This is a genomic window from Bacillus sp. 05T22 (assembly GCF_056396765.1).
The window spans coordinates 1-20,228 of sequence record NZ_JBFTMC010000003.1; the positions used below are offsets into that span (position 1 = coordinate 1).

The window sequence follows — 20,228 nt, forward strand, 5'->3', positions numbered from 1 at the left end:
GCACAAGATATCGTCTCAGTGGGAAACAAACTAGTAATAAGAAAATTCCATTTAACAATAAAGTAGCAAGGAGACGATCTGAGAAAAAGATATGCGCCGGTACATGAATACGTCCTAGTAGCGTTAAAAATCCATATACATAATACTCTAATGCTGCAATTCCCGTTAATACGATAAAAGAAACAATAAATAAATTCAATTGCAATACTCTCATCGTACTATACACAAGATACGCCAAAATTGGATAAGCAAATATATATACACCAACAAGTTCTGTATATACAGTATCAAATAAAAAACCAAATAATAGCCCATAGTAAATACCTTGTAAAGGACTAAAATAAACGGTAATAAAACACAGCACAATCATAAAGAAATGCGGAGCTGCAATACTGTCTTTCCAAAACAATGCTGTTGGAACTACAGTAGAAAACATATTTTCGAATAAAAACACAAAAAGAAGCAGCAGAGGAAGAATTGCTCTTTTCAAAATAGCCATATCTTCTCCCCCTTACTGTTCTAACGCTGCTGAGGGCATAACTCTTTTTGTAACCATAATATGGTCTACATCATTTAAATCCGCAGCAGGTTTTACGTAAGCTGTTTGTGTTAATCCATATTCATCTGGTGCAACATCTACAATTTTCCCAATTACTAATCCTTTTGGGAAAATATCACTTAATCCTGATGTTACAACCGTTTGATCTTTTTCTACTTTTACATCAGATGGAATCTTTGTGAAAACAAGAGTTTGTTTTTCCTTGTCGTATCCTTCAATCAATCCAAAAATACGCTCTTGCCCTTCTACTACAGCAGAAATACGATTTGTTCGATTCAGTGAGCTCAATAATTCTACAGTTGATGTAAATTGAGACACACTTTTCACTCGTCCAACTAACCCTTTTGAAGTCATAACAGCCATATCCTTCTGGATTCCTTGCTGTGCACCTCTATCAATTCCGATTAAGTCATACCACTTGTCCGGATTGCGTGCAATCACTGTAGCTTGGATTGGCTTATAGTCACGAAGAGAATCTTTTTTATCAATCGTTTCACGAAGCTTCGCATTATCTTTTTCTAAATCTTTTACTTTCACGGATAATTCCGCATACTTATCTAATTTTTCTTTTAATGTTTTATTTTCTTCATACGTGCGCTTTACATCTTCTACGTTCTCAAAGAATCCGGCAACATAATTCGCTGGCTTTTGGAATACACGTTCTACAACACCGACAGTATCTTTTACAAACTGCTCTGGCCATGTTAGATTTTTTCGTTCTTTCAATGAGATTCCAATCAATGCCACGAGAAGAATAATACTAACTAGCAAAACAATTAATCTTTTGTTTAAGAAAAACTGTGGCACGTTCACACCCTCTTAATTTCATTGATTTTTATTTTGAAATATTATCGAGCAGTTTTGAAAAGGTCGATATTATCTAAAGCTTTACCTGTTCCAATTGCTACACAGTCAAGTGGATTTTCTGCAACAAGAACTGGCATTTTCGTTTCTTCACTAATTACTTTGTCCAAGTTGCGAAGTAATGCACCGCCGCCTGTTAATACAATTCCACGGTCCATAATATCCGCTGCTAATTCAGGTGGCGTTTTTTCTAATGTGTTTTTCACTGATTCTACAATTGCATCTACTGTATCTTTTAACGCATCTGCAATCTCTTCTGGCTTGATTAATACTGTTTTTGGTAAACCACTTACTAAATCACGGCCACGAATTTCCATTGGCTCAATACCTTCTGGCTCGCCTGCAGAACCGATTTCTAATTTTAATGCTTCTGCTGTTCTTTCACCGATCATTAAGTTGTAGCTTTTCTTAATGTATTGAATGATTGAATCGTCCATATCATCACCAGCAACACGAACAGATTGACTTGTTACAATCCCGCCTAAAGAAATGATCGCAACTTCTGTTGTTCCGCCGCCAATATCAACAACCATACTACCAGTTGGTTCCCAAACAGGTAAGTTTGCACCAATTGCTGCTGCAAATGGCTCTTCAATTGGATATGCATCACGCGCACCTGCTTGGCGAGTTGCATCGATTACTGCACGTCTTTCTACAGCAGTAATACCAGATGGCACACATACCATTACATAAGGCTTACGAGAGAAAAATCCATTTGATTTTTGCGCTTGTTGAATATAGTATTTCATCATTGTCGCTGTTGTTTCATAATCAGCGATTACACCATCTTTCATAGGGCGAAGAGCCACTACGTTTCCTGGTGTACGACCAATCATTTGTTTTGCATCGCTACCAACTGCAACGATTTGTTTCGAATCTGTTTGCAATGCTACAACTGAAGGTTCACGTAAAACTACACCTTTTCCTTTCACGTATACAAGCGTGTTTGCTGTTCCTAAATCAATTCCAAGATCACGAGTAAAACCACCAAATCCAAACATATCATCTATCTTCCTTTCTCATTTTCACGGACTCATTTTCTTACTTTATATTTATAATAAAACAGTACGTTTTTATATTTTCTATCTTTTATTGTAAGCGAATGCCTACAAAAAACTCATAAATCACATTATAAAACAAAATAAGTAAAAAGAATAGTCTTAAATATGACCTTTTTCTTTTAAACTCACAAATTTATGGTCGCCTATAATAATGTGATCAAGGACTTCAATCCCAATGATCCTTCCACATTCCACCAATCGTTTTGTCACTTCAATATCTTCCCGACTCGGCGTAGGATCTCCTGAAGGGTGGTTATGCAGACATATAATAGAGGCTGCTGCGCGACGAAAAGCTTCTTTGAAAACCTCGCGAGGATGCACAATTGAGGCATTTAAACTCCCAATAAACACAGTCTGCCGATGCATAACTTGATTTTTCGTATTCAAGTATAAACAGACAAAGTGCTCTTGTTGTAAAAAGCGCATCTCTTCCATCATATAACTAGCGCAATCTTCTGGACTCCGAATACTATATCGATTTTGGTACTCTAAACGCACCATCCTTCTCCCTAGTTCAAAAGCAGCGATTAACTGAGAGGCCTTTGCTATTCCTACACCATGAATACTCGTCATCTCTTCTATTGTAGCATCTTTTAACATTCGTAATCCGTCAAAATGATATAAAATTTGATCCGCTAATGTTAGAACTGATTCTTCTTTAGAACCAGTTCTAAGTAGCACTGCGAGAAGTTCCCGATTCGATAAACTGCTTGCTCCTTCTACTAATAAACGCTCCCGTGGTTGTTCTTCTTTCAAAACATCACGAATACCGTTCATATTTTCACTCCTTTTTCAATTTTCCGCAAAGAAAACCCCATGCAATTTTACGCATGGGATGCATCATTATCGAACTGTTTTAATTCACGAACAAGTCGTGCAATTGGTAATCCCACTACACTGTAGTAATCTCCTTGAATATGTTGAACAAAGATAGAACCTTTTCCTTGAATACCGTAACTTCCAGCCTTATCAAGCGGTTCTTTCGTCGCAATATACGCATCAATCTCTTCTTCTGTTAACTCCCAAAACATAACTTCTGTACGTTCGTAGAAAGTTACTGTTTTTTCTTTTGAAATGAGCGCAACGCCTGTATATACTTCATGTGTTTTTCCTGATAATAGCTGCAGTATTTCTTTCGCTTCCGCTTCATCTTTAGGCTTTCCAAGAATACGCGATTCATATGTAACAATTGTATCTGCACCTAATACCACACTATCTTCGTGATGTTCTACTACAGCAGACGCTTTTTGCAAAGCAAGTGACATCACAATATCGGCGGGCGATGAATACGCACCGATTGTTTCTTCTATTTCACTCACAACAATTTCAAATGGTACACCCGCTAGTTCAAGTAATTCCTTCCGGCGCGGTGACCCAGATGCTAAAATAAGTTTTTTCATATATGCTCCTTTCTTACATAAAGCAGAAAAATATAGCTTGATCGTATCAAACGAATACCTTTCCTACAAATTGCAAAAACATCATTTTCTTTTTAAGAAATGATGTTTTCTCACTATAAGGTGAAAACATTTCTATAGCTATATAATTCAAAAGAAAAGAAAGAAGTATGCATACTTCTTCCCTCTTATTTCATTATCCTACTCTTTTGCTTTTTGCGAAACCACTTTTTCATAAGAAAGCAAACCATCCATGATAACTTGATTCAATTTAGCTACTGCTTCTTTATCAGTCTTTCCCTCTTTTATTGTTTGCACAGCTACTGATGCATACGTATATATTTTTTTTACATCCTCACGCTTAATTGATTTCCCCTCTTTTTCAATTGCCCTCCATTCCTTTTCAATCGCTTCTATTTCTTTTGAATTACTTTTACTTCCAGGTTGTATACTAGTCGAGTATTTTACAAAATGGACGTATAAGGGTTGCAACTTACTTAACAATGGACCAGACTCTTTATCGCTTTTCAGCAATGCCCGATCTGTAATTTCCCATTTCTTTTTCAAAACTGATACGCCATCTTTCTTATATTGTCCGATTAATTTATCTAGCGATTCTTCATCACTAGCAATTCCAACTACAAGTGAATATTTATCATCAGTCGGTTTAATCGCTGCTATGCCCCCATTGTCTTTCCATTCCTGAGTGGCTGCCTGTCCTTTTTCTTCAGAAGAATAGAGACCTCCCTGAACGAAATATAAAGTGATTGGTTCTAAAGCAGCTGCATTCCCCACCTTTTGTTTTTCTTCTTTTTTCTCTCCAGCTGTTACTTCTTTTTGCTCTGCTCCATTATTCTTTTCTCCACTTGTTATCGTAGTTTCCCGAACTGTACCTTGTCCCGTTAACAAGTGAAGCATTCCCATCCCTAACACTGTGCCAATGATAACCGCAGTAGCAACTGTAAAAACAAGCACATTATTCCATTTTTTTCGGTGCTGCCGGATAGATGGTAACTTGTTTTTTTGAAAGGGCACTACATTTTGCGACGTTTCACTATCAACTACCATCCAATCAAATTCTTCCTTTTCTTTCTGCTTTTCTTCATACTTTGCTTCCGTTCCGTTTACTTTAACCGAGATTGTTCGTGATTGCTTGTCCATACCCTCACACCTCACCTCTTATCATTGTCCGCATCATATCATATTCACTTCACAAAAAAACGAGATATCTGTCGGAGGGATTCGTCAAATTTTCCCATATAGTTATCTTATCCCGCATTAATGGGCAGTACTATTCCCTACCTCAAAATTGCGGATAAAAATTATGAAGGTTGCTAGGGGATAAACTGCCCCTAAAAGCCCGATTGGTGAAGGCTAACCATCAGTGGGAAATAAAAAAACCTTCACTGATGGAAATTTCACTTTATATGTATGCATTTGACTTCATTTGTAGAACAAAAAACTAGGGCAGCAAGTTGCTGTCCTAGTTTTTTTCACGAATGTATTTTCGAACTTCTGAAATGAAGTAAAGAGAGCCTGTTATGATGAAAACATCATTTTCTTGGAGGTTGTTCATTTTCGCATCAATAGCTTCTTTCCAATTCTCAAAAACTTGTTTTGTTTCCTTACGCGAGTAGGCTGCAAGCTCCTCAGCAGAAATCGCACGATCAAATGTGAATGTTGTAAAAATCATTTCATCTGCAATTGTTTCTAATTTCCCTACCATATTGTCTAGCTGTTTATCACCTAAAGCGGTAAATAAAACAAGGATGTTTTTATCGTTATAATGAGCCTTTACTGTTTTCACAAGGCTTGCAATTCCTTCTGGATTATGAGCGCCATCTATAATTACGTCCGGATTGCTTTGCAGTCGTTCAAATCGGCCAATCCAATATGCTTCACTTAATCCTACGCCAATATGCTCTTCCTCCATTAAGAATGATAGGTATGTTTTAAGATACATAATCCCCATCAACGCCAATGCCGCATTTCCGACTTGATGACTTCCTTTCATCGAAATCTGAACTTCCTCAAATGAAGCAAACGGGCAAGAAAAATCAAAATGCTCTCCATCTTCATCGGAACGCTGATGAACAGCTGTAAATTGCTTTCCAAACTCATAAAGATTTGCATTCTTTTCCTGAGCAACCTTTTTGATAACCTCAAGTGCTTCTTCATCCTGCACACCAGTAATAACAGGAACTCCTGATTTAATAATTCCTGCTTTTTCATATGCAATTTTAGCTAATGTATTCCCTAAAATATGCATATGATCATGGCCGATATTTGTAATTATTGTAAGAACTGGATGAACTACATTTGTAGAATCAAAACGACCACCAAGTCCTGTTTCAAACAAGACGATGTCACAGAAGTTTATTTTACCAAAATAGCAGATTGCCATTACTGTAATAATTTCAAACTCCGTTGCTTCTCCTAAATCTGTTTCATCTAATTTTTCAACAACCGGTTTTACCATATTTACAAGCTCAGTAATTTCTTTATCTGCAATCGGTGTACCGTTAACACTAATTCGCTCATTAAATGTTTCAATGTATGGAGACGTAAATGTACCAACTTTATATTTTCCCGCCTCTAGCATATAACGCATATATGTTAAAGTTGAACCTTTTCCATTTGTTCCTGCAAGATGAACGCATTTTATGTGACGCTCAGGATTTCCAAGCTCCCCTAGCATCCACTGCATTCTCTCTAATCCTGGTTTAATTCCAAACTTTAATCGGCTATGAATCCAACCTATCGCTTCTTCGTATGTATGTACCACGCTTGCCATTCCCCTTTCAAATCAATAAAAAAGAACTAAAACAAAGAATTATCCTAGCTCTATTATACGCAAATAAAAGAGACTCACCAATATGGCGAGTCTCTTTCGAATGACTTTATTTTTGAAGATCAGCTAGACGTTGACGAACTGCTTCGCGTTTTTCTAGATAATCTTGCTCTTTTGCACGCTCTCCTTCAATAACTGCCGCTGGAGCTTTTGCTACGAAACCTTGGTTTGCAAGTTTCTTCTGTACACGTTCTACTTCTTTATCGAACTTCTCAAGTTCTTTTTCAAGACGCGCTTTCTCTTCATCAAGATTGATAAGATCAGCTAACGGTAAGAATAACTCTGCACCTGATACGATTGCAGTCATCGCTTTTTCTGGCGCTTGTAAATCAGTCTTAATTGTTAATTCACTTGGATTACAGAAACGCTCAATGTAAGAGCTGTTTTTCATAAGCTGTGCTAGTACTGCTTCGTCTTTTGCTTTAATTTGCATTTGAACTTTTTTGCTCATTGGCGTATTTACTTCAGCACGAATGTTTCGAACAGAGCGAATGATATCAACTAGAAGGTGCATTTCTGCTGCCGCTTCTTTATCTTGTAAATCTTCGCGAGCTGCCGGCCATGCTGCTACTGTAATAGATTCACCTTCATGCGGTAAGTGTTGCCAAATCTTCTCTGTTACGAATGGCATGAATGGGTGTAGTAGACGCATCGTTTGGTCTAGTACGTATGCTAGAATTGAACGAGTTGTTTTCTTAGCCACTTCATCTTCACCGTATAATGGAAGTTTCGCCATTTCAATATACCAATCACAGAAATCATCCCAAATGAAGTTGTATAATGAACGGCCAGCTTCACCGAACTCATATTTATCCATGTTACGTGTTACACTTTCAATTGTTTCATTTAAGCGAGTTAAAATCCACTTATCTGCAACTGATTTTTCGCCAGTTAAATCGATATCTTCATATTTCATGTCATCCATGTTCATTAATACGAAACGAGATGCATTCCAAATTTTATTAATGAAGTTCCAAGTAGATTCTACTTTCTCCATGCTGAAGCGTAAATCTTGTCCTGGTGCACTTCCTGTTGATAAGAAGAAGCGCATTGCATCTGCACCGTACTTATCAATAACATCCATTGGGTCAATACCGTTACCAAGAGATTTACTCATTTTACGTCCTTGCTCATCACGAACTAAACCGTGAATTAATACGTCTTTAAATGGGCGCTCTCCTGTAAACTCTAAACCTTGGAAAATCATACGAGATACCCAGAAGAAGATGATATCATAACCCGTTACTAGAGCATCTGTTGAATAGTAACGTTTGAAGTCTTCTGCATCTTCATTCGGCCAACCAAGTGTTGAGAATGGCCATAACGCTGAGCTAAACCATGTATCAAGTACGTCGTTATCTTGATTCCAGTTTTCAATATCTGCTGGTGCTTCCGTACCTACGTATACTTCACCAGTTTCTTTATGATACCAAGCTGGAATGCGGTGTCCCCACCATAATTGACGAGAAATACACCAGTCGTGAATGTTTTCCATCCAGCGTAAGTATGTGTTCTCGAAACGTTCTGGTACGAACGTTACTTTTTCTTCTTCTTTTTGTTGAAGTTCTACTGCCTTTTCTGCAAGTGGTCCCATTTTTACGAACCATTGTGTTGATAAGTAAGGCTCAACAACTGCACCGCTACGCTCACTATGTCCTACCGAATGCATATGAGGCTCGATTTCTACTAATACGCCAGTATCTTGTAAGTCTTTTACTAACTCTTTACGGCATTCGAAACGATCCATACCGTTATACTTACCAGCTTTTTCGTTCATCGTTCCATCTTCGTTCATTACTAAAATACGAGGTAAGTCATGACGGTTACCTACTTCAAAGTCATTCGGATCGTGAGCTGGTGTAATTTTCACAACGCCTGTTCCGAAATCCTTTTCTACGTACTCATCAGCAATAATCGGAATTTCACGGCCTACGATTGGAAGTGTAACTGTTTTTCCGATTAAATGCTTGTAACGATCATCTTCTGGATGAACTGCTACTGCTGTATCGCCAAGCATTGTTTCTGGACGAGTTGTCGCAAGTCGAATGTGACCAGATCCATCTGTTAATGGGTAGTTCATATGGTAGAATGCACCTTGAATCTCTTTATGAATTACTTCAATATCAGAAAGAGCTGTGCGTGTTGCTGGATCCCAGTTAATGATATATTCACCGCGGTAAATTAAACCTTTTTCGTATAATTGAACGAATACTTTATTAACCGCATCAGATAAACCTTCGTCTAATGTAAAGCGCTCACGAGAGTAATCTAATCCTAAACCAACTTTTCCCCATTGCTGACGAATGTGAGAAGCATATTCTTCTTTCCATTCCCATGCTTTCTCAAGGAATTTCTCACGGCCAAGATCGTAACGTGAAATACCTTCTTCACGAAGTTTTCCTTCTACTTTTGCCTGCGTTGCGATACCAGCATGGTCCATTCCTGGAAGCCATAATACATCGTAACCTTGCATACGCTTTGTACGCGTTAAAATATCTTGAAGCGTCGTATCCCAGGCGTGCCCTAAGTGCAGTTTACCTGTTACGTTTGGAGGCGGGATTACAATTGTATACGGCTGCTTTTCCGCATCTCCTTTTGCTTCGAAATATTTGCCGTCTAGCCACCATTTATAAAGACCTTCTTCAACGGACATATGATCATATTTAGTCGGTAAATTCTTTTCCGTATTTGACATTATTTTCCCTCCTTAAAATAAAAAATGCCCCTCATCCAAAAAGGACGAGGGACATCGTGGTACCACCTTTATTTACAAACAAATTCAAAATTTGCTTATACTCTTAATTTGATAACGGACAAATCCGTCTTTTCCTAATGAGAATGACTCCGTTCAGAAAAGATGCTCCAGAGCTACCTTCTAACATGACTATCTAGAGAATCTCACAGCTAATAATTCTCCTCTCTGCAGACGTTTAATGTTATACTCTTCCCCTTCAACGCATTTATATAATTGTTATTTATTATATACAATAGTGTAAAAAACGAAACCATATTCGTCAAGATAAAAATATTTTTCAGCAAGTTTCTACAATTAATAAATTCTATTTTGATAAAAACAACATACAATTACCAATCAGCTTAACTAATTTTTCTGTAATATATACACGGAAAATGAAAGTATGCAGCACAAGCACCTTAGGTACTTACCCCGCATACTGTAATATTACCCTTTCATCTTTTAAGGTTCATGTGCAGCAATAGCCTTTCTATACGGAGGAATGATTATGCGACGATACCGACGCACCTACAATTTCTCGGCCCCTTCATGGGTTAGAAATTTACAAACGATGTTTGCTGATTTTGCAATTCCCCTTACGATTTTCCAAGGGATTCGTACATTACTACTTCCAACTTTCTTAGACTTCATCATCCTTATCATCTTTGTTGTAGCAACGATTCGCTTGCATTTTCAGCCGTAGCCTCAAGGACACTTGAGACTACGGCTGTTACTCATTCCCTTGCTGCGCTGCTTGTAATTGTGAAATAAAATATTCTATATTACTTACAAGCCAATGCGCTTGTTGTAACATTTTCACACCTTGAAGTTCTTGCTTTTCACTACGGCCCTGCTGTTTGCTTGTATAAGATTGGATTTGTCGAATAAATGGGGACGGATATGTTAGATACGCAAACATAAGGAGTTGTTCTTCTTTCGTAAACGGAAAATTCTTTTGATACACCTGATACCATTCAAAGCGATCGCTTCTCGCAATTGGATATGTGTTCAATGAGCGGGAATAAAAGCGAACAAGATCTTGAACTGGTGTTGCAAATTGAGATCTTTCTAAACTAATAAAATAACCGTTCCGTTCGTAATCGAATAAAAAATGATTCATCGATACATTGCCATGGATAAAAGAAACTCGTGTTTTTTCTTTTTCTTTCATCGTTTCATGCCACTCCGAAAGCTGTTTCGTTGCAAATTCACGTGCCCTCATCACATGATGAAAATACGTACAATACTGCAATTCAAACGGCGACATATACCATTTCGCCTCAGACTCTACGAGGAATTGCTCTAAGAATTCTCCATCTTTCTCCCAACGATCAGAGACATTTGTATAATGCTCCTCTAACGCTTCTTCAGTATACGTTTCTTCTTTTACCGTCCTTTGATGAAGCAGCGCTAGCGTCTGAAACATTTTATGATATTGATCATTGTCCTCTCCGTTCCCTTCTGCTCGCTCAAGCCAAGGCATTAAATAATAACTATATGTTTCGTCACTCAAAATATGATTTCCATCWGTCGCATGGTAAATCGGTACACAATGTGTAAATCCCTTTTCACGTAAAAATTGAACATGATACATTAAATTATTTCGCTTCAATCGATGGGATGGTAATTTTTTCAATGCATATGGACCTTGATTCGTATAAATTTTTATTACACTCCCGTGCTCTTCCATATGGTGGGCATCCAATTGATACCGCTGTACGATCGGCGCATAACGATCTCGCAATTCTATATCCATACGAATGATCCTTTCTCATTCAAAAACGTAAGATAAACTATAGTAAAAGAAAAGAGATGAGTGGAGAAAATTCTCCACTCACTTTGTCTTCGCTTTTGACACAGGTATATATATAATTTGCCCTGCAGTTAAATACACATCATCTGTTTGATTCACACGATGTAAATGCTGGACAGACGTTTCATATCGATCTGCAACCGATTCAATTGTATCCCCTTCTTGCACAAAATACATACGTAATTTCGTAAATTCTTCTTCCGGCTCTTTCGTAAACAATTTTGTTAAATATAATGCATTTTCATCCCGTTGTGAGTATGCCGTTTCTGCTTCTTCCTGTAATTCCTTTTCCTTCTTTTTCTGAAAATCCTTCCGGCCAAAGAATTCAAACTGTGGTGTAGTTTCTTTTGCTTCCTCTTCTCGTTCTTCCTCTTTATGTTCTTCTAGATCTTCTACCTCTTCTTCTAATTCTTGTTCTTTGCGCTCCTCTAATTGGAAAGGCTCAAATGCATAATCTTCCCATCCGTTTGATTCTGTATGAACTGTTACTTCTTCCACTTCTACCGGCAATGTATCCTCATCCACCGCTTTTATTTCCTCGGTTCTATCAACTTCCACATTCTCTATCTCTTCCTCTTGCACTTCATTCTGTATTCTCTCATCCTCACATAATCCAGATATCGATATATCCGCTAATAGCTGTAAACAACCATTTTCCTTTAATTCATAATCAAATTCCTCAATGGAAACATACAATTCTTCAACTTGTTTCACTCGGTTTCGTGGAATCGAAATTTCTAACGGAAAAGAGTGTACAAGTTCGTTTACACCATCTTCTCGCGTTTCTACATAATCAATGGACTTCGCCGGAGATAAATCTCGTAATGAAAAAGCAGAATCATCTTGTCTTGCAACATATTCTCCCGTTAAATCCAATTGACCTCTCACAATTACTTCGCATTCAAGCTCTTCTATCTCAACGTCTGGATCTAACGAAATTGACAAAAGTTCTTCGACTTCCTGTCCTTTTTGGAACCAAACCGATTCTTTTAATGAAAAACGTAATGAATGATCTGTTGCCACTTCTTTTCCCCCTCCCAAACTGTATGTCATTACAGGTTTATGTGTCTGGGAATCATTTTATGAGTAAAAAATCAAACTGCACATGTGATCTTCCTATTCATTTTTCATATATCGACGCTTTTTAAAATATATCGGCGTTCCGACAATATGCGACATGATCTCTAGTCATTAATAAAAAAGGTTGCCAGGACGATCCCCGGCAACCTTTTTATTTACGCTTTTAATTTCGACATCGCAATTTCTGCCGCTGCAATTGTCGCTTCAATATCTGCATCACTATGTGCTGTTGATAAGAATAATCCTTCAAATTGAGAAGGTGGTAAGAATACACCTTGCTCTACCATTTCACGATAGTAAGCTGCGAAAAACTCTAAGTTAGACGTTTTTGCTGCATCGTAGTTAATAACTGGTTCATTCGTGAAGAATATACCAATCATTGAACCTGCGCGGTTTATATGATGCGGAATACCGTATTTTTCAGCAGCTTTACGCAGGCCATTTTCTAACATTTCAGCTTTACGCTCAAACTCTTGATAACACTCTGGCGTTAATTGTACTAATGTTTCATAACCTGCAGTCATTGCTAAAGGATTACCAGATAATGTACCTGCTTGGTAAATCGGTCCGCTCGGTGCAACTTGGCGCATAATTTCCGCTTTACCACCGTATGCTCCTACTGGTAGGCCGCCACCGATTACTTTTCCTAAACAAGTTAAATCAGGTGTTACACCGTAATAACCTTGTCCACAGTTGTAAGCAACGCGGAATCCTGTCATCACTTCATCAAAAATAAGCAATGCACCACTTTGCTCTGTCACTTCACGAAGTCCTTCTAAAAATCCTTGTTGTGGTGGAACTACTCCCATATTTCCTGCCACTGGCTCTACGATAACACAAGCAATATCGTCACCGAATTGCTCGAACGCATATTTTACGCTCTCCAAATCGTTATACGCTACTGTAATCGTATTTTTCGCTACACCTTCAGGTACACCTGGGCTATCTGGTAAACCAAGCGTCGCAACACCTGAACCTGCTTTAATTAATAGCGAATCACCATGACCATGGTAACAACCAATAAATTTCAAAATTTTATTACGACCTGTATAACCACGCGCTAGACGAAGGGCACTCATCGTCGCTTCTGTTCCTGAATTTACCATACGTACAATTTCAATCGATGGCACACGCTCAATTACAAGCTGCGCTAATTTATTTTCAATCTCTGTTGGCGCACCAAAGCTCGTTCCTTTTTCAGCAACAGCTTTTAATGATTCCACAACACGTTCATTTGCATGTCCGTGAATAAGCGGTCCCCATGATAATACGTAGTCGATATATTCGTTCCCGTCAATATCATACACTTTAGAGCCTTTTCCGCGCTCCATAAAAAGCGGATTCATACCAACGGACTTAAATGCACGAACTGGACTATTTACGCCGCCAGGCATTAAATCTTGCGCTGTTTCAAATGCTTCAATCGATTTATCAAACTTTTTCATTATTGTATCCCTCCTTCTTGTAACCATCGTGCTGCGTCTTTCGCATGATACGTAATAATTAAATCTGCTCCTGCACGTTTCATGCTTAATAGTTTCTCAAGTACAATCTCTTTTTCATTAATCCAACCATTTTGCGCTGCCGCTTTAATCATTGAGTATTCTCCGCTCACATTATAAGCTACGATTGGTAAATTGAAATTGTTTTTCACATCGCGAATGATATCTAAGTAAGAAAGGGCCGGTTTTACAATTAAGAAATCCGCTCCTTCCATTACATCTGATTCAGCCTCACGGAATGCTTCCATACGGTTTGCTGGATCCATTTGATACGTTTTACGATCACCAAATTGCGGTGCACCGTGCGCAGCATCGCGGAATGGACCGTAAAATGCAGACGAGTATTTCACAGCGTATGACATAACCGGTACGTGTGCAAAACCGTTCTCATCTAACGCATGGCGAATCGCCGTTACAAATCCATCCATCATGTTAGATGGTGCGATAATATCTGCTCCTGCTTTTGCTTGGCTCACTGCTGTTTTTGCAAGAACTTCAAGTGATTCATCATTTAAAATGATTCCATCCTCAATAACCCCGCAATGCCCATGGCTTGTATATTGGCATAAACATGTATCCGCCACTACTACTAACTCTGGAAACTGTTCTTTAATTTGTTTGATCGCACGTTGTACAATGCCGTGTTCACAAAATGCAGAAGATCCAACTTCATCTTTTTCAGCAGGCAAACCAAATACGATAACAGAACGAATACCTAAATCTACCACTTCTTGCATTTCAGCTTGCAGAAGATCTAAAGAAATTTGATATACATCCGGCATAGAAGGAACTTCGTTACKAACATTCTCTCCTTCTAATACAAAAATAGGATAAATAAAATCTTCTGTATGTAAAAATGTTTCACGTACAAGCGCACGCATATTTTCGCTTTGTCTTAAACGACGATGACGATTAAATTGTAAAGAATTCATAGATTTCTATCTCCCATTCTTTTTATTTAGACTATGCATTTTGATTATATTTTGAAATGCACTGTATTAACGCTTCTACTGTATATTCTTTTGGAACGATTACATCGGCAAAATAACGCCTTGCCTCTTGCTCTGTTATCGGTCCTATACAAGCAATTGTACATTTTTTTGTCCATTCTCTCCAGTTTGTGCCCTCAAGTAATTTCACAAAGCTTGTAACGGTAGAGGGACTCGTAAATGTAACAACATCTACCTTACCTGACTCTAGAGCTGCGATAAGGTCTGACTGCTTCTCATGATTTGTTTTCGTTTCATACACAACAAATTCTTCTAAAAACACATCAAGATTACGGAGTTTATTTGGAATAATATCTCTAGCTAAATTCCCTTTAGGAAATAAAATGCGTTCTGTCCCGTTTAACTCTCTTACAAATTCTAAAACGAAAGCTTCCGCGACAAAAGTCTTTGGGACAAAATGAACCTCATAACCTCGCTTTTCTAATTCTTGCCCTGTTTTCACCCCTACTGCAGCAATGCGAACAGTAGGGGGTATTCCCTGACACAAACCATCTAAAAAAAAACTCACACCATTTTTACTCGTAAAAATAACCCAGTCATATGTGTGAAGCTGCTGAGATATACCTTGAAATTCCTGCTGGGATACACCTTCTATATGCAAAAGCGGAATTTCCAATGGAATTCCGCCCTGCTTTTTCACCGCTGCACTCATTTGTTTTGCTTGATGCTGGGCACGCGTAATCAGTACTGTTTTGCCAGCAAGAGCATCCATGATTAATGTTGCTCCTTATTCGCAGCAAGAATGAGCTCTTTTGCTCCTTGCTTAATTAAACGATCCGCTGCCTCTAAGCCAACTTGCTCTGGATTCACACCTGTGACAATTTCTTTTAACAAGACTGAACCATCCATAGAACCGACAAGAGCTGTTAATTCAATTTCATCATTCTTCTGAAGCGTTGCATAACCAGCAATCGGTACTTGGCAACCACCTTCAAGTTTATGAAGGAATACTCGTTCAGCCGCTACTGTTCGTTCTGTTACAGCATCATTCATATGTGATAATAATTGCAATAGATCTGCATCATCCTCACGACATTCAATCGCTAAGGCACCTTGTCCTACAGCTGGTACACATAATGTTTCATCTAAGTGTTCTGTAATTACATCATCATCCCAGCCCATTCTCTGCAATCCAGCCGTTGCTAAAATGATTGCATCATAATCTTCTTCTTTTAATTTACGTAATCTCGTATCAATATTTCCACGAATCCACTTCACTTGTAAATCTGGTCTAGCAGCGAGTAACTGCGCACTACGTCGTAAACTACTCGTACCAAGAATTGCACCTTCTGCTAAGTCCTCAAATGATTCCCCGTTTTTTGAGATGAACGCATCACGCGGATCGACACGTTTTGGTATACACCCAATTGTTAATCCATCTGGAAGTACAGCTGGCATATCCTTCATACTATGTACAGCCATATCGATTTCTTTCATAAGTAGTGCGTGTTCAATTTCTTTTACAAACAAGCCTTTCCCACCTACTTTAGAAAGCGTCACATCTAAAATAACATCACCTTTTGTAACAATTTCTTTCACTTCAAATTCATATGGTAAACCAAGCGCTTTTAATTGATCAATAAACCAATTTGTTTGCGTTAATGCTAGCTTACTCTTTCTTGAACCTACAATAATTTTGCGCATAATGTTCTCTCCTCATTATAAATACCAAAAGTGGAAGTTGGATAAACTGCTTAATAGAAAAATATTGATTAACATAACGAGAAAGGCTCCAATGTTCCAGTTTATAATTTTCTTACCTTGCAATATATCTGACCCTCGTAAATATAGACCCAAGCAATAGACAATCAAAACAACAAAAGACCCGATTACTTTCGTGTCATACCAATGGAAATTATCTAGTTTTGTATATCCCCATATACATCCAAGCAAAATAGCTAATAGGAAAAACGGAACAGAAAATAAATTTAATCCATATGACATCGACTCAAGCTTCGGTAAGTTTCCTAACCTTCTTAATCTTGCATTCCATTTTTTTTGTTTTAATAATCGATATTGCAACAAGTACATAATGGAAAAAATAAACGATACTGTAAACGTCGCATAGGAAATAATCGCCATTCCTACATGCACGTATACAAGCTCTGAAACTAATTGATGTGCGAGTACAGGCGACATTTTTCCGAGCGGAGTGAAAATAGAAAAAGCGCTTACGCCAAAAGCAATGACATTTGTAAAAAAGACTAAAAAGTCAATGCGCATAAATCGATTGATTACGAGTGACATTGTAATTAATAGCCACACATAAAAATAAATCCCTGACAATAATGTCAAAATCGGATTCGTCTCTGATTCCGTAGCTCGAAGTAACATAAAAATAGACTGTAATACCCATACAATCGCAAGTAACCAAAAAGCAATTCGATTCGCCTTTCGGTTACTTTGGAAATAATCTATAAAATATAAACTAATGCTACAAGCATATAAAATAATTGCGATATGATAAATAATACTATTATTTAAAAAACCCATCCGATCATCCTTCCAGTTATAAAGATGGAACGGATGCTGTCCACACTCGTTTATGCTCTGGTTCTTCAATATGTTCCATGGCCGCTTCTTGCGCTTCTAAATCAAAAATTTTCGCAAATAAAGCGAGCTTTTCCGTAGCTCCCTCTTCGGCCGCTAACTCTTTCGCTACTAAAATTGGATCCTTTAGCAGTTGATTGATAATACTTTTCGTATGCTTACTAATCACTTTTCTTTCACGATCACTAAGCGTTGGAATTTTTCGTTCAAGACTTTGCATCGTATCACTTTGAATCGCTAATGCTTTATCACGTAAAGCTGATATTAAAGGAACAACGCCAAGCGTATTTAACCAAGCTTTAAATATAACGATTTCCTCTTCGATCATAAGCTGAATTTTTTCCGCCTCTTTCAAACGTTCAGCACGATTGGCTTCTACTACACCTTGTAAATCATCAATATCGTACAAGAAAGAACCTTCTAGCTCATCGATTGTCGGATCAATATCACGCGGTACTGCAATATCTACCATAAATAATGGACGACCACAACGTATACGCTCCACTCTTGTCATCATTTCTTTCGTAATCACGTAATCTGAAGCACCAGTTGAACTAATTAAAATATCCGCTTCTAAAAGCGCACACTGTAATTCACTTAACGGTTTTGCATGCCCCATATATTTCTCGGCCATTGTTTCCGCTTTCGTAAACGTACGGTTCATAACGGTCACTTTACGAGCTCCGCTTCCATATAAGTTTTGCAGGGCAAGTTCACCCATCTTTCCAGCGCCAAGAATCAAAACATGACAGTCTGTTAAATCACCGAAAATTTTCTTTCCAAGTTCAACAGCAGCATAACTAACAGACATGGCACTTTCACCAATTGTTGTTTCTGAATGCGCACGCTTTGCTAACGTAATGACTTGTTTGAACAATTCATTAAAAATTGTCCCTGTTGCTTTCACTTTTTGCGCCTCTAAGAAGCTATTTCGAATTTGTCCTAAGATTTGTGTTTCACCCACTACCATAGAATCTAATCCGCACGTTACACGGAATAAATGTTCCACGGCACCATCTTGTTCAAAAATAGACAAATATGGTGAAACCTCTTCTATACCAAGCTGAAACCAATCAGCTAAAAATTTCTTAATGTAATATCGTCCCGTGTGTAATTGATCAACGACAGCATAGATTTCTGTGCGGTTACACGTTGATACAATGACATTTTCTAACACGCTTTTTTGATTTTGTAACGTTGTCATTGCCTGCTCTAACTCCGCTGCCTGAAATGTTAGTTTCTCACGAAATTCTACAGGGGCTGTTCGATAATTTACACCAACAACAAGAATATGCACGCAGCATGTCCCCCTTCAACCGTTTTATCACCTTATCTACTATCATAATACAACTTTCCTGTTATGAATCTGACAATCGTGTGAACATCAACAAATTATTTTTTCTGCTTTTCACACCTAGCAGGAAATACATTACTCATCTGACTATATAAATACAAATTGAAAAACGACATAAAACCTAATCTTTAGGTGGAAGAGCATCCAGCCACGCATAGAAGTGGTCAGACCCTCTTCCTGCCCCATGCCAAGTGAAAACAAAGAGAGAAAATGAGTACATGTCACCTTTTGTTCTTCATAACAGCGACTTATATGTTAGAAAATCAAAATGTATATACACCTTACTTTATAATCATTATAAAATAATAATTCTATTTGTACGTTACCAAAAAAATCTATCAGAATCAAGTGATGGAAACTATTCCATACGAATTGAAATACTCTCTTTCTCTATCTTCTTTCATCATACAGAAAAATATGTATGATTGTTCCAAAATGTAACAACTTCTTTCATGTGACACATTTCTCAAAATTTTTTCGTTGCAATGTATTTGACATCTCATTTCTTTTTCGCTATATTTATTTCACAAAATTTAATTGTGCACAATTTAAAAGGAGGGATGCTCATGAAAGATAATCCTTTGCATCTCGATAATCAGCTTTGCTTTTCTATTTATGCTTGCTCTAGGGAAGTAACACGCTTTTATCGACCCTATCTAGAAGAAATGGGTATTACGTATCCACAGTACATTACATTATTAGTACTTTGGGAGCAAGATGGATTAACTGTAAAAGAAATTGGTGAACGTCTATTTTTAGATTCTGGCACTTTAACCCCTATGTTAAAACGCATGGAAACATTAGGATTAGTTAAACGTGTTCGTTCTAAGGAAGATGAACGCAAGGTGTGCATTGAACTAACAGAACAAGGACACGCTTTAAAAGAAAAAGCATGTTCATTGCCAAAAACCATTGCTACCAATTTAGGGATTACAGAGCAAGAATACCGATCATTATTGGTTCAATTAAATAAATTAATTGAAACCATGAAACCAATTAATGATAGAAAAGGGGAATGAAAATGGAAAAATTATACACAGCAACTGTAACTGCAACAGGTGGAAGAAACGGGAAAGTTGTTTCAGAGGACGGCATTCTAAACCTTGATGTCAAGATGCCAAAAGCATTAGGCGGTATGGGCGGCGAAGCAACGAACCCAGAACAATTATTTGCAGCTGGTTATGCAGCATGCTTTGATAGTGCATTACAACTTGTTATTCGTACAAAACGTGTAAAAGTAGAAAGTACAGAAGTGACAGCTCATGTTTCAATTGGAAAAGATACGGACGGTGGTTTTGGATTATCTGCTGCACTTGATGTACGTGTAGCTGGCGTTTCTCATGCTGAAGCACAAGAGCTTATAGAAGCTGCACATGGCGTATGTCCATATTCAAAAGCGACTAGAGGAAATATTGAAGTTACATTAAACGTACTATAAGCAGATGTTCAAAAA

At 37.8% G+C, this 20,228-nt stretch carries 19 protein-coding genes and 1 other annotated feature; of the genes, 3 read left to right on the forward strand and 16 right to left on the reverse strand.

Going from position 1 to position 20,228, the window contains the following annotated elements:
• From mreD to AC1DIT_RS01705, 8 genes are all read right to left on the reverse strand, one after another.
• Positions 1 to 499 (reverse strand): rod shape-determining protein MreD (gene mreD / locus AC1DIT_RS01670; RefSeq protein WP_476998027.1); only part of this gene is annotated, 499 nt, incomplete at its 3' end.
• Positions 500 to 511: 12 nt separating this feature from the next.
• Entirely contained in the window at positions 512 to 1,366 is an 855-nt protein-coding gene (gene mreC, locus AC1DIT_RS01675) for a rod shape-determining protein MreC (RefSeq protein ID WP_016116484.1), read from the reverse strand.
• 41 nt (positions 1,367 to 1,407) lie between these two features.
• Positions 1,408 to 2,424, reverse strand: a complete 1,017-nt coding sequence (mreB, locus tag AC1DIT_RS01680) for a cell shape-determining protein MreB (protein WP_003200832.1) — start codon at positions 2,422 to 2,424, stop codon at positions 1,408 to 1,410.
• 159 nt (positions 2,425 to 2,583) lie between these two features.
• The gene (radC, locus tag AC1DIT_RS01685; RefSeq protein WP_003200830.1) at positions 2,584 to 3,261 is read right to left on the reverse strand and encodes a RadC family protein; all 678 of its coding nucleotides are present in this window, start codon (positions 3,259 to 3,261) and stop codon (positions 2,584 to 2,586) included.
• Between the two features lie 47 nt (positions 3,262 to 3,308).
• Positions 3,309 to 3,884 carry a Maf family protein gene (locus tag AC1DIT_RS01690; RefSeq protein ID WP_016116485.1) on the reverse strand — a complete coding sequence of 192 codons (576 nt, stop codon included), beginning with the start codon at positions 3,882 to 3,884 and terminating at the stop codon, positions 3,309 to 3,311.
• 198 nt (positions 3,885 to 4,082) lie between these two features.
• A complete protein-coding gene (locus AC1DIT_RS01695; protein ID WP_016116486.1) occupies positions 4,083 to 5,042 on the reverse strand; it encodes a hypothetical protein in 960 nt (319 codons plus the stop codon).
• 322 nt (positions 5,043 to 5,364) lie between these two features.
• Entirely contained in the window at positions 5,365 to 6,666 is a 1,302-nt protein-coding gene (locus AC1DIT_RS01700; protein ID WP_016116487.1) for a bifunctional folylpolyglutamate synthase/dihydrofolate synthase, read from the reverse strand.
• Positions 6,667 to 6,781: 115 nt separating this feature from the next.
• Positions 6,782 to 9,427, reverse strand: a complete 2,646-nt coding sequence (locus AC1DIT_RS01705; protein ID WP_016116488.1) for a valine--tRNA ligase — start codon at positions 9,425 to 9,427, stop codon at positions 6,782 to 6,784.
• A 37-nt stretch (positions 9,428 to 9,464) separates the two neighbouring features.
• Positions 9,465 to 9,696: a binding site (T-box leader), on the reverse strand.
• Positions 9,697 to 9,974: 278 nt separating this feature from the next.
• Between AC1DIT_RS01705 and AC1DIT_RS01710 the strand changes: the two genes are divergently transcribed.
• Positions 9,975 to 10,169 (forward strand): hypothetical protein, encoded by a 195-nt coding sequence (locus tag AC1DIT_RS01710; RefSeq protein ID WP_018764391.1) that lies wholly within the window; start codon positions 9,975 to 9,977, stop codon positions 10,167 to 10,169.
• 27 nt (positions 10,170 to 10,196) lie between these two features.
• On the opposite strand, the gene ysxE is transcribed toward AC1DIT_RS01710, so the two are convergent.
• The 8 genes from ysxE to hemA all read right to left on the reverse strand — a co-directional run bounded on the left by ysxE (position 10,197) and on the right by hemA (position 18,718).
• Positions 10,197 to 11,222 (reverse strand): spore coat protein YsxE, encoded by a 1,026-nt coding sequence (ysxE, locus tag AC1DIT_RS01715; protein WP_016133270.1) that lies wholly within the window; start codon positions 11,220 to 11,222, stop codon positions 10,197 to 10,199.
• Between the two features lie 78 nt (positions 11,223 to 11,300).
• Positions 11,301 to 12,332 (reverse strand): stage VI sporulation protein D, encoded by a 1,032-nt coding sequence (gene spoVID / locus AC1DIT_RS01720; protein WP_098116748.1) that lies wholly within the window; start codon positions 12,330 to 12,332, stop codon positions 11,301 to 11,303.
• 182 nt (positions 12,333 to 12,514) lie between these two features.
• On the reverse strand, positions 12,515 to 13,804 hold the full coding sequence (gene hemL / locus AC1DIT_RS01725) for a glutamate-1-semialdehyde 2,1-aminomutase (protein WP_016116491.1): 1,290 nt from the start codon (positions 13,802 to 13,804) through the stop codon (positions 12,515 to 12,517).
• The gene (hemB, locus tag AC1DIT_RS01730) at positions 13,804 to 14,793 is read right to left on the reverse strand and encodes a porphobilinogen synthase (protein WP_476998028.1); all 990 of its coding nucleotides are present in this window, start codon (positions 14,791 to 14,793) and stop codon (positions 13,804 to 13,806) included. The genes hemL and hemB overlap by 1 nt, the downstream gene beginning before the upstream one ends.
• Before the next feature lie 31 nt (positions 14,794 to 14,824).
• Complete coding sequence (gene hemD / locus AC1DIT_RS01735) at positions 14,825 to 15,583, reverse strand: uroporphyrinogen-III synthase (RefSeq protein WP_016116493.1); 759 nt, start codon at positions 15,581 to 15,583, stop codon at positions 14,825 to 14,827.
• A 2-nt stretch (positions 15,584 to 15,585) separates the two neighbouring features.
• Positions 15,586 to 16,515, reverse strand: a complete 930-nt coding sequence (gene hemC / locus AC1DIT_RS01740; protein WP_003200809.1) for a hydroxymethylbilane synthase — start codon at positions 16,513 to 16,515, stop codon at positions 15,586 to 15,588.
• 15 nt (positions 16,516 to 16,530) lie between these two features.
• The gene (locus tag AC1DIT_RS01745; protein ID WP_016116494.1) at positions 16,531 to 17,364 is read right to left on the reverse strand and encodes a cytochrome c biogenesis protein; all 834 of its coding nucleotides are present in this window, start codon (positions 17,362 to 17,364) and stop codon (positions 16,531 to 16,533) included.
• Positions 17,365 to 17,380: 16 nt separating this feature from the next.
• Complete coding sequence (hemA, locus tag AC1DIT_RS01750; protein ID WP_016116495.1) at positions 17,381 to 18,718, reverse strand: glutamyl-tRNA reductase; 1,338 nt, start codon at positions 18,716 to 18,718, stop codon at positions 17,381 to 17,383.
• A 623-nt stretch (positions 18,719 to 19,341) separates the two neighbouring features.
• Between hemA and AC1DIT_RS01755 the strand changes: the two genes are divergently transcribed.
• Together AC1DIT_RS01755 and AC1DIT_RS01760 are read left to right on the forward strand one after the other, a co-directional pair.
• Positions 19,342 to 19,794, forward strand: coding sequence for a MarR family winged helix-turn-helix transcriptional regulator (locus AC1DIT_RS01755; protein ID WP_016116496.1), 453 nt, complete (start codon positions 19,342 to 19,344; stop codon positions 19,792 to 19,794).
• A 2-nt stretch (positions 19,795 to 19,796) separates the two neighbouring features.
• Entirely contained in the window at positions 19,797 to 20,213 is a 417-nt protein-coding gene (locus tag AC1DIT_RS01760) for an organic hydroperoxide resistance protein (protein ID WP_016132075.1), read from the forward strand.
• Positions 20,214 to 20,228: the final 15 nt, after the last annotated feature.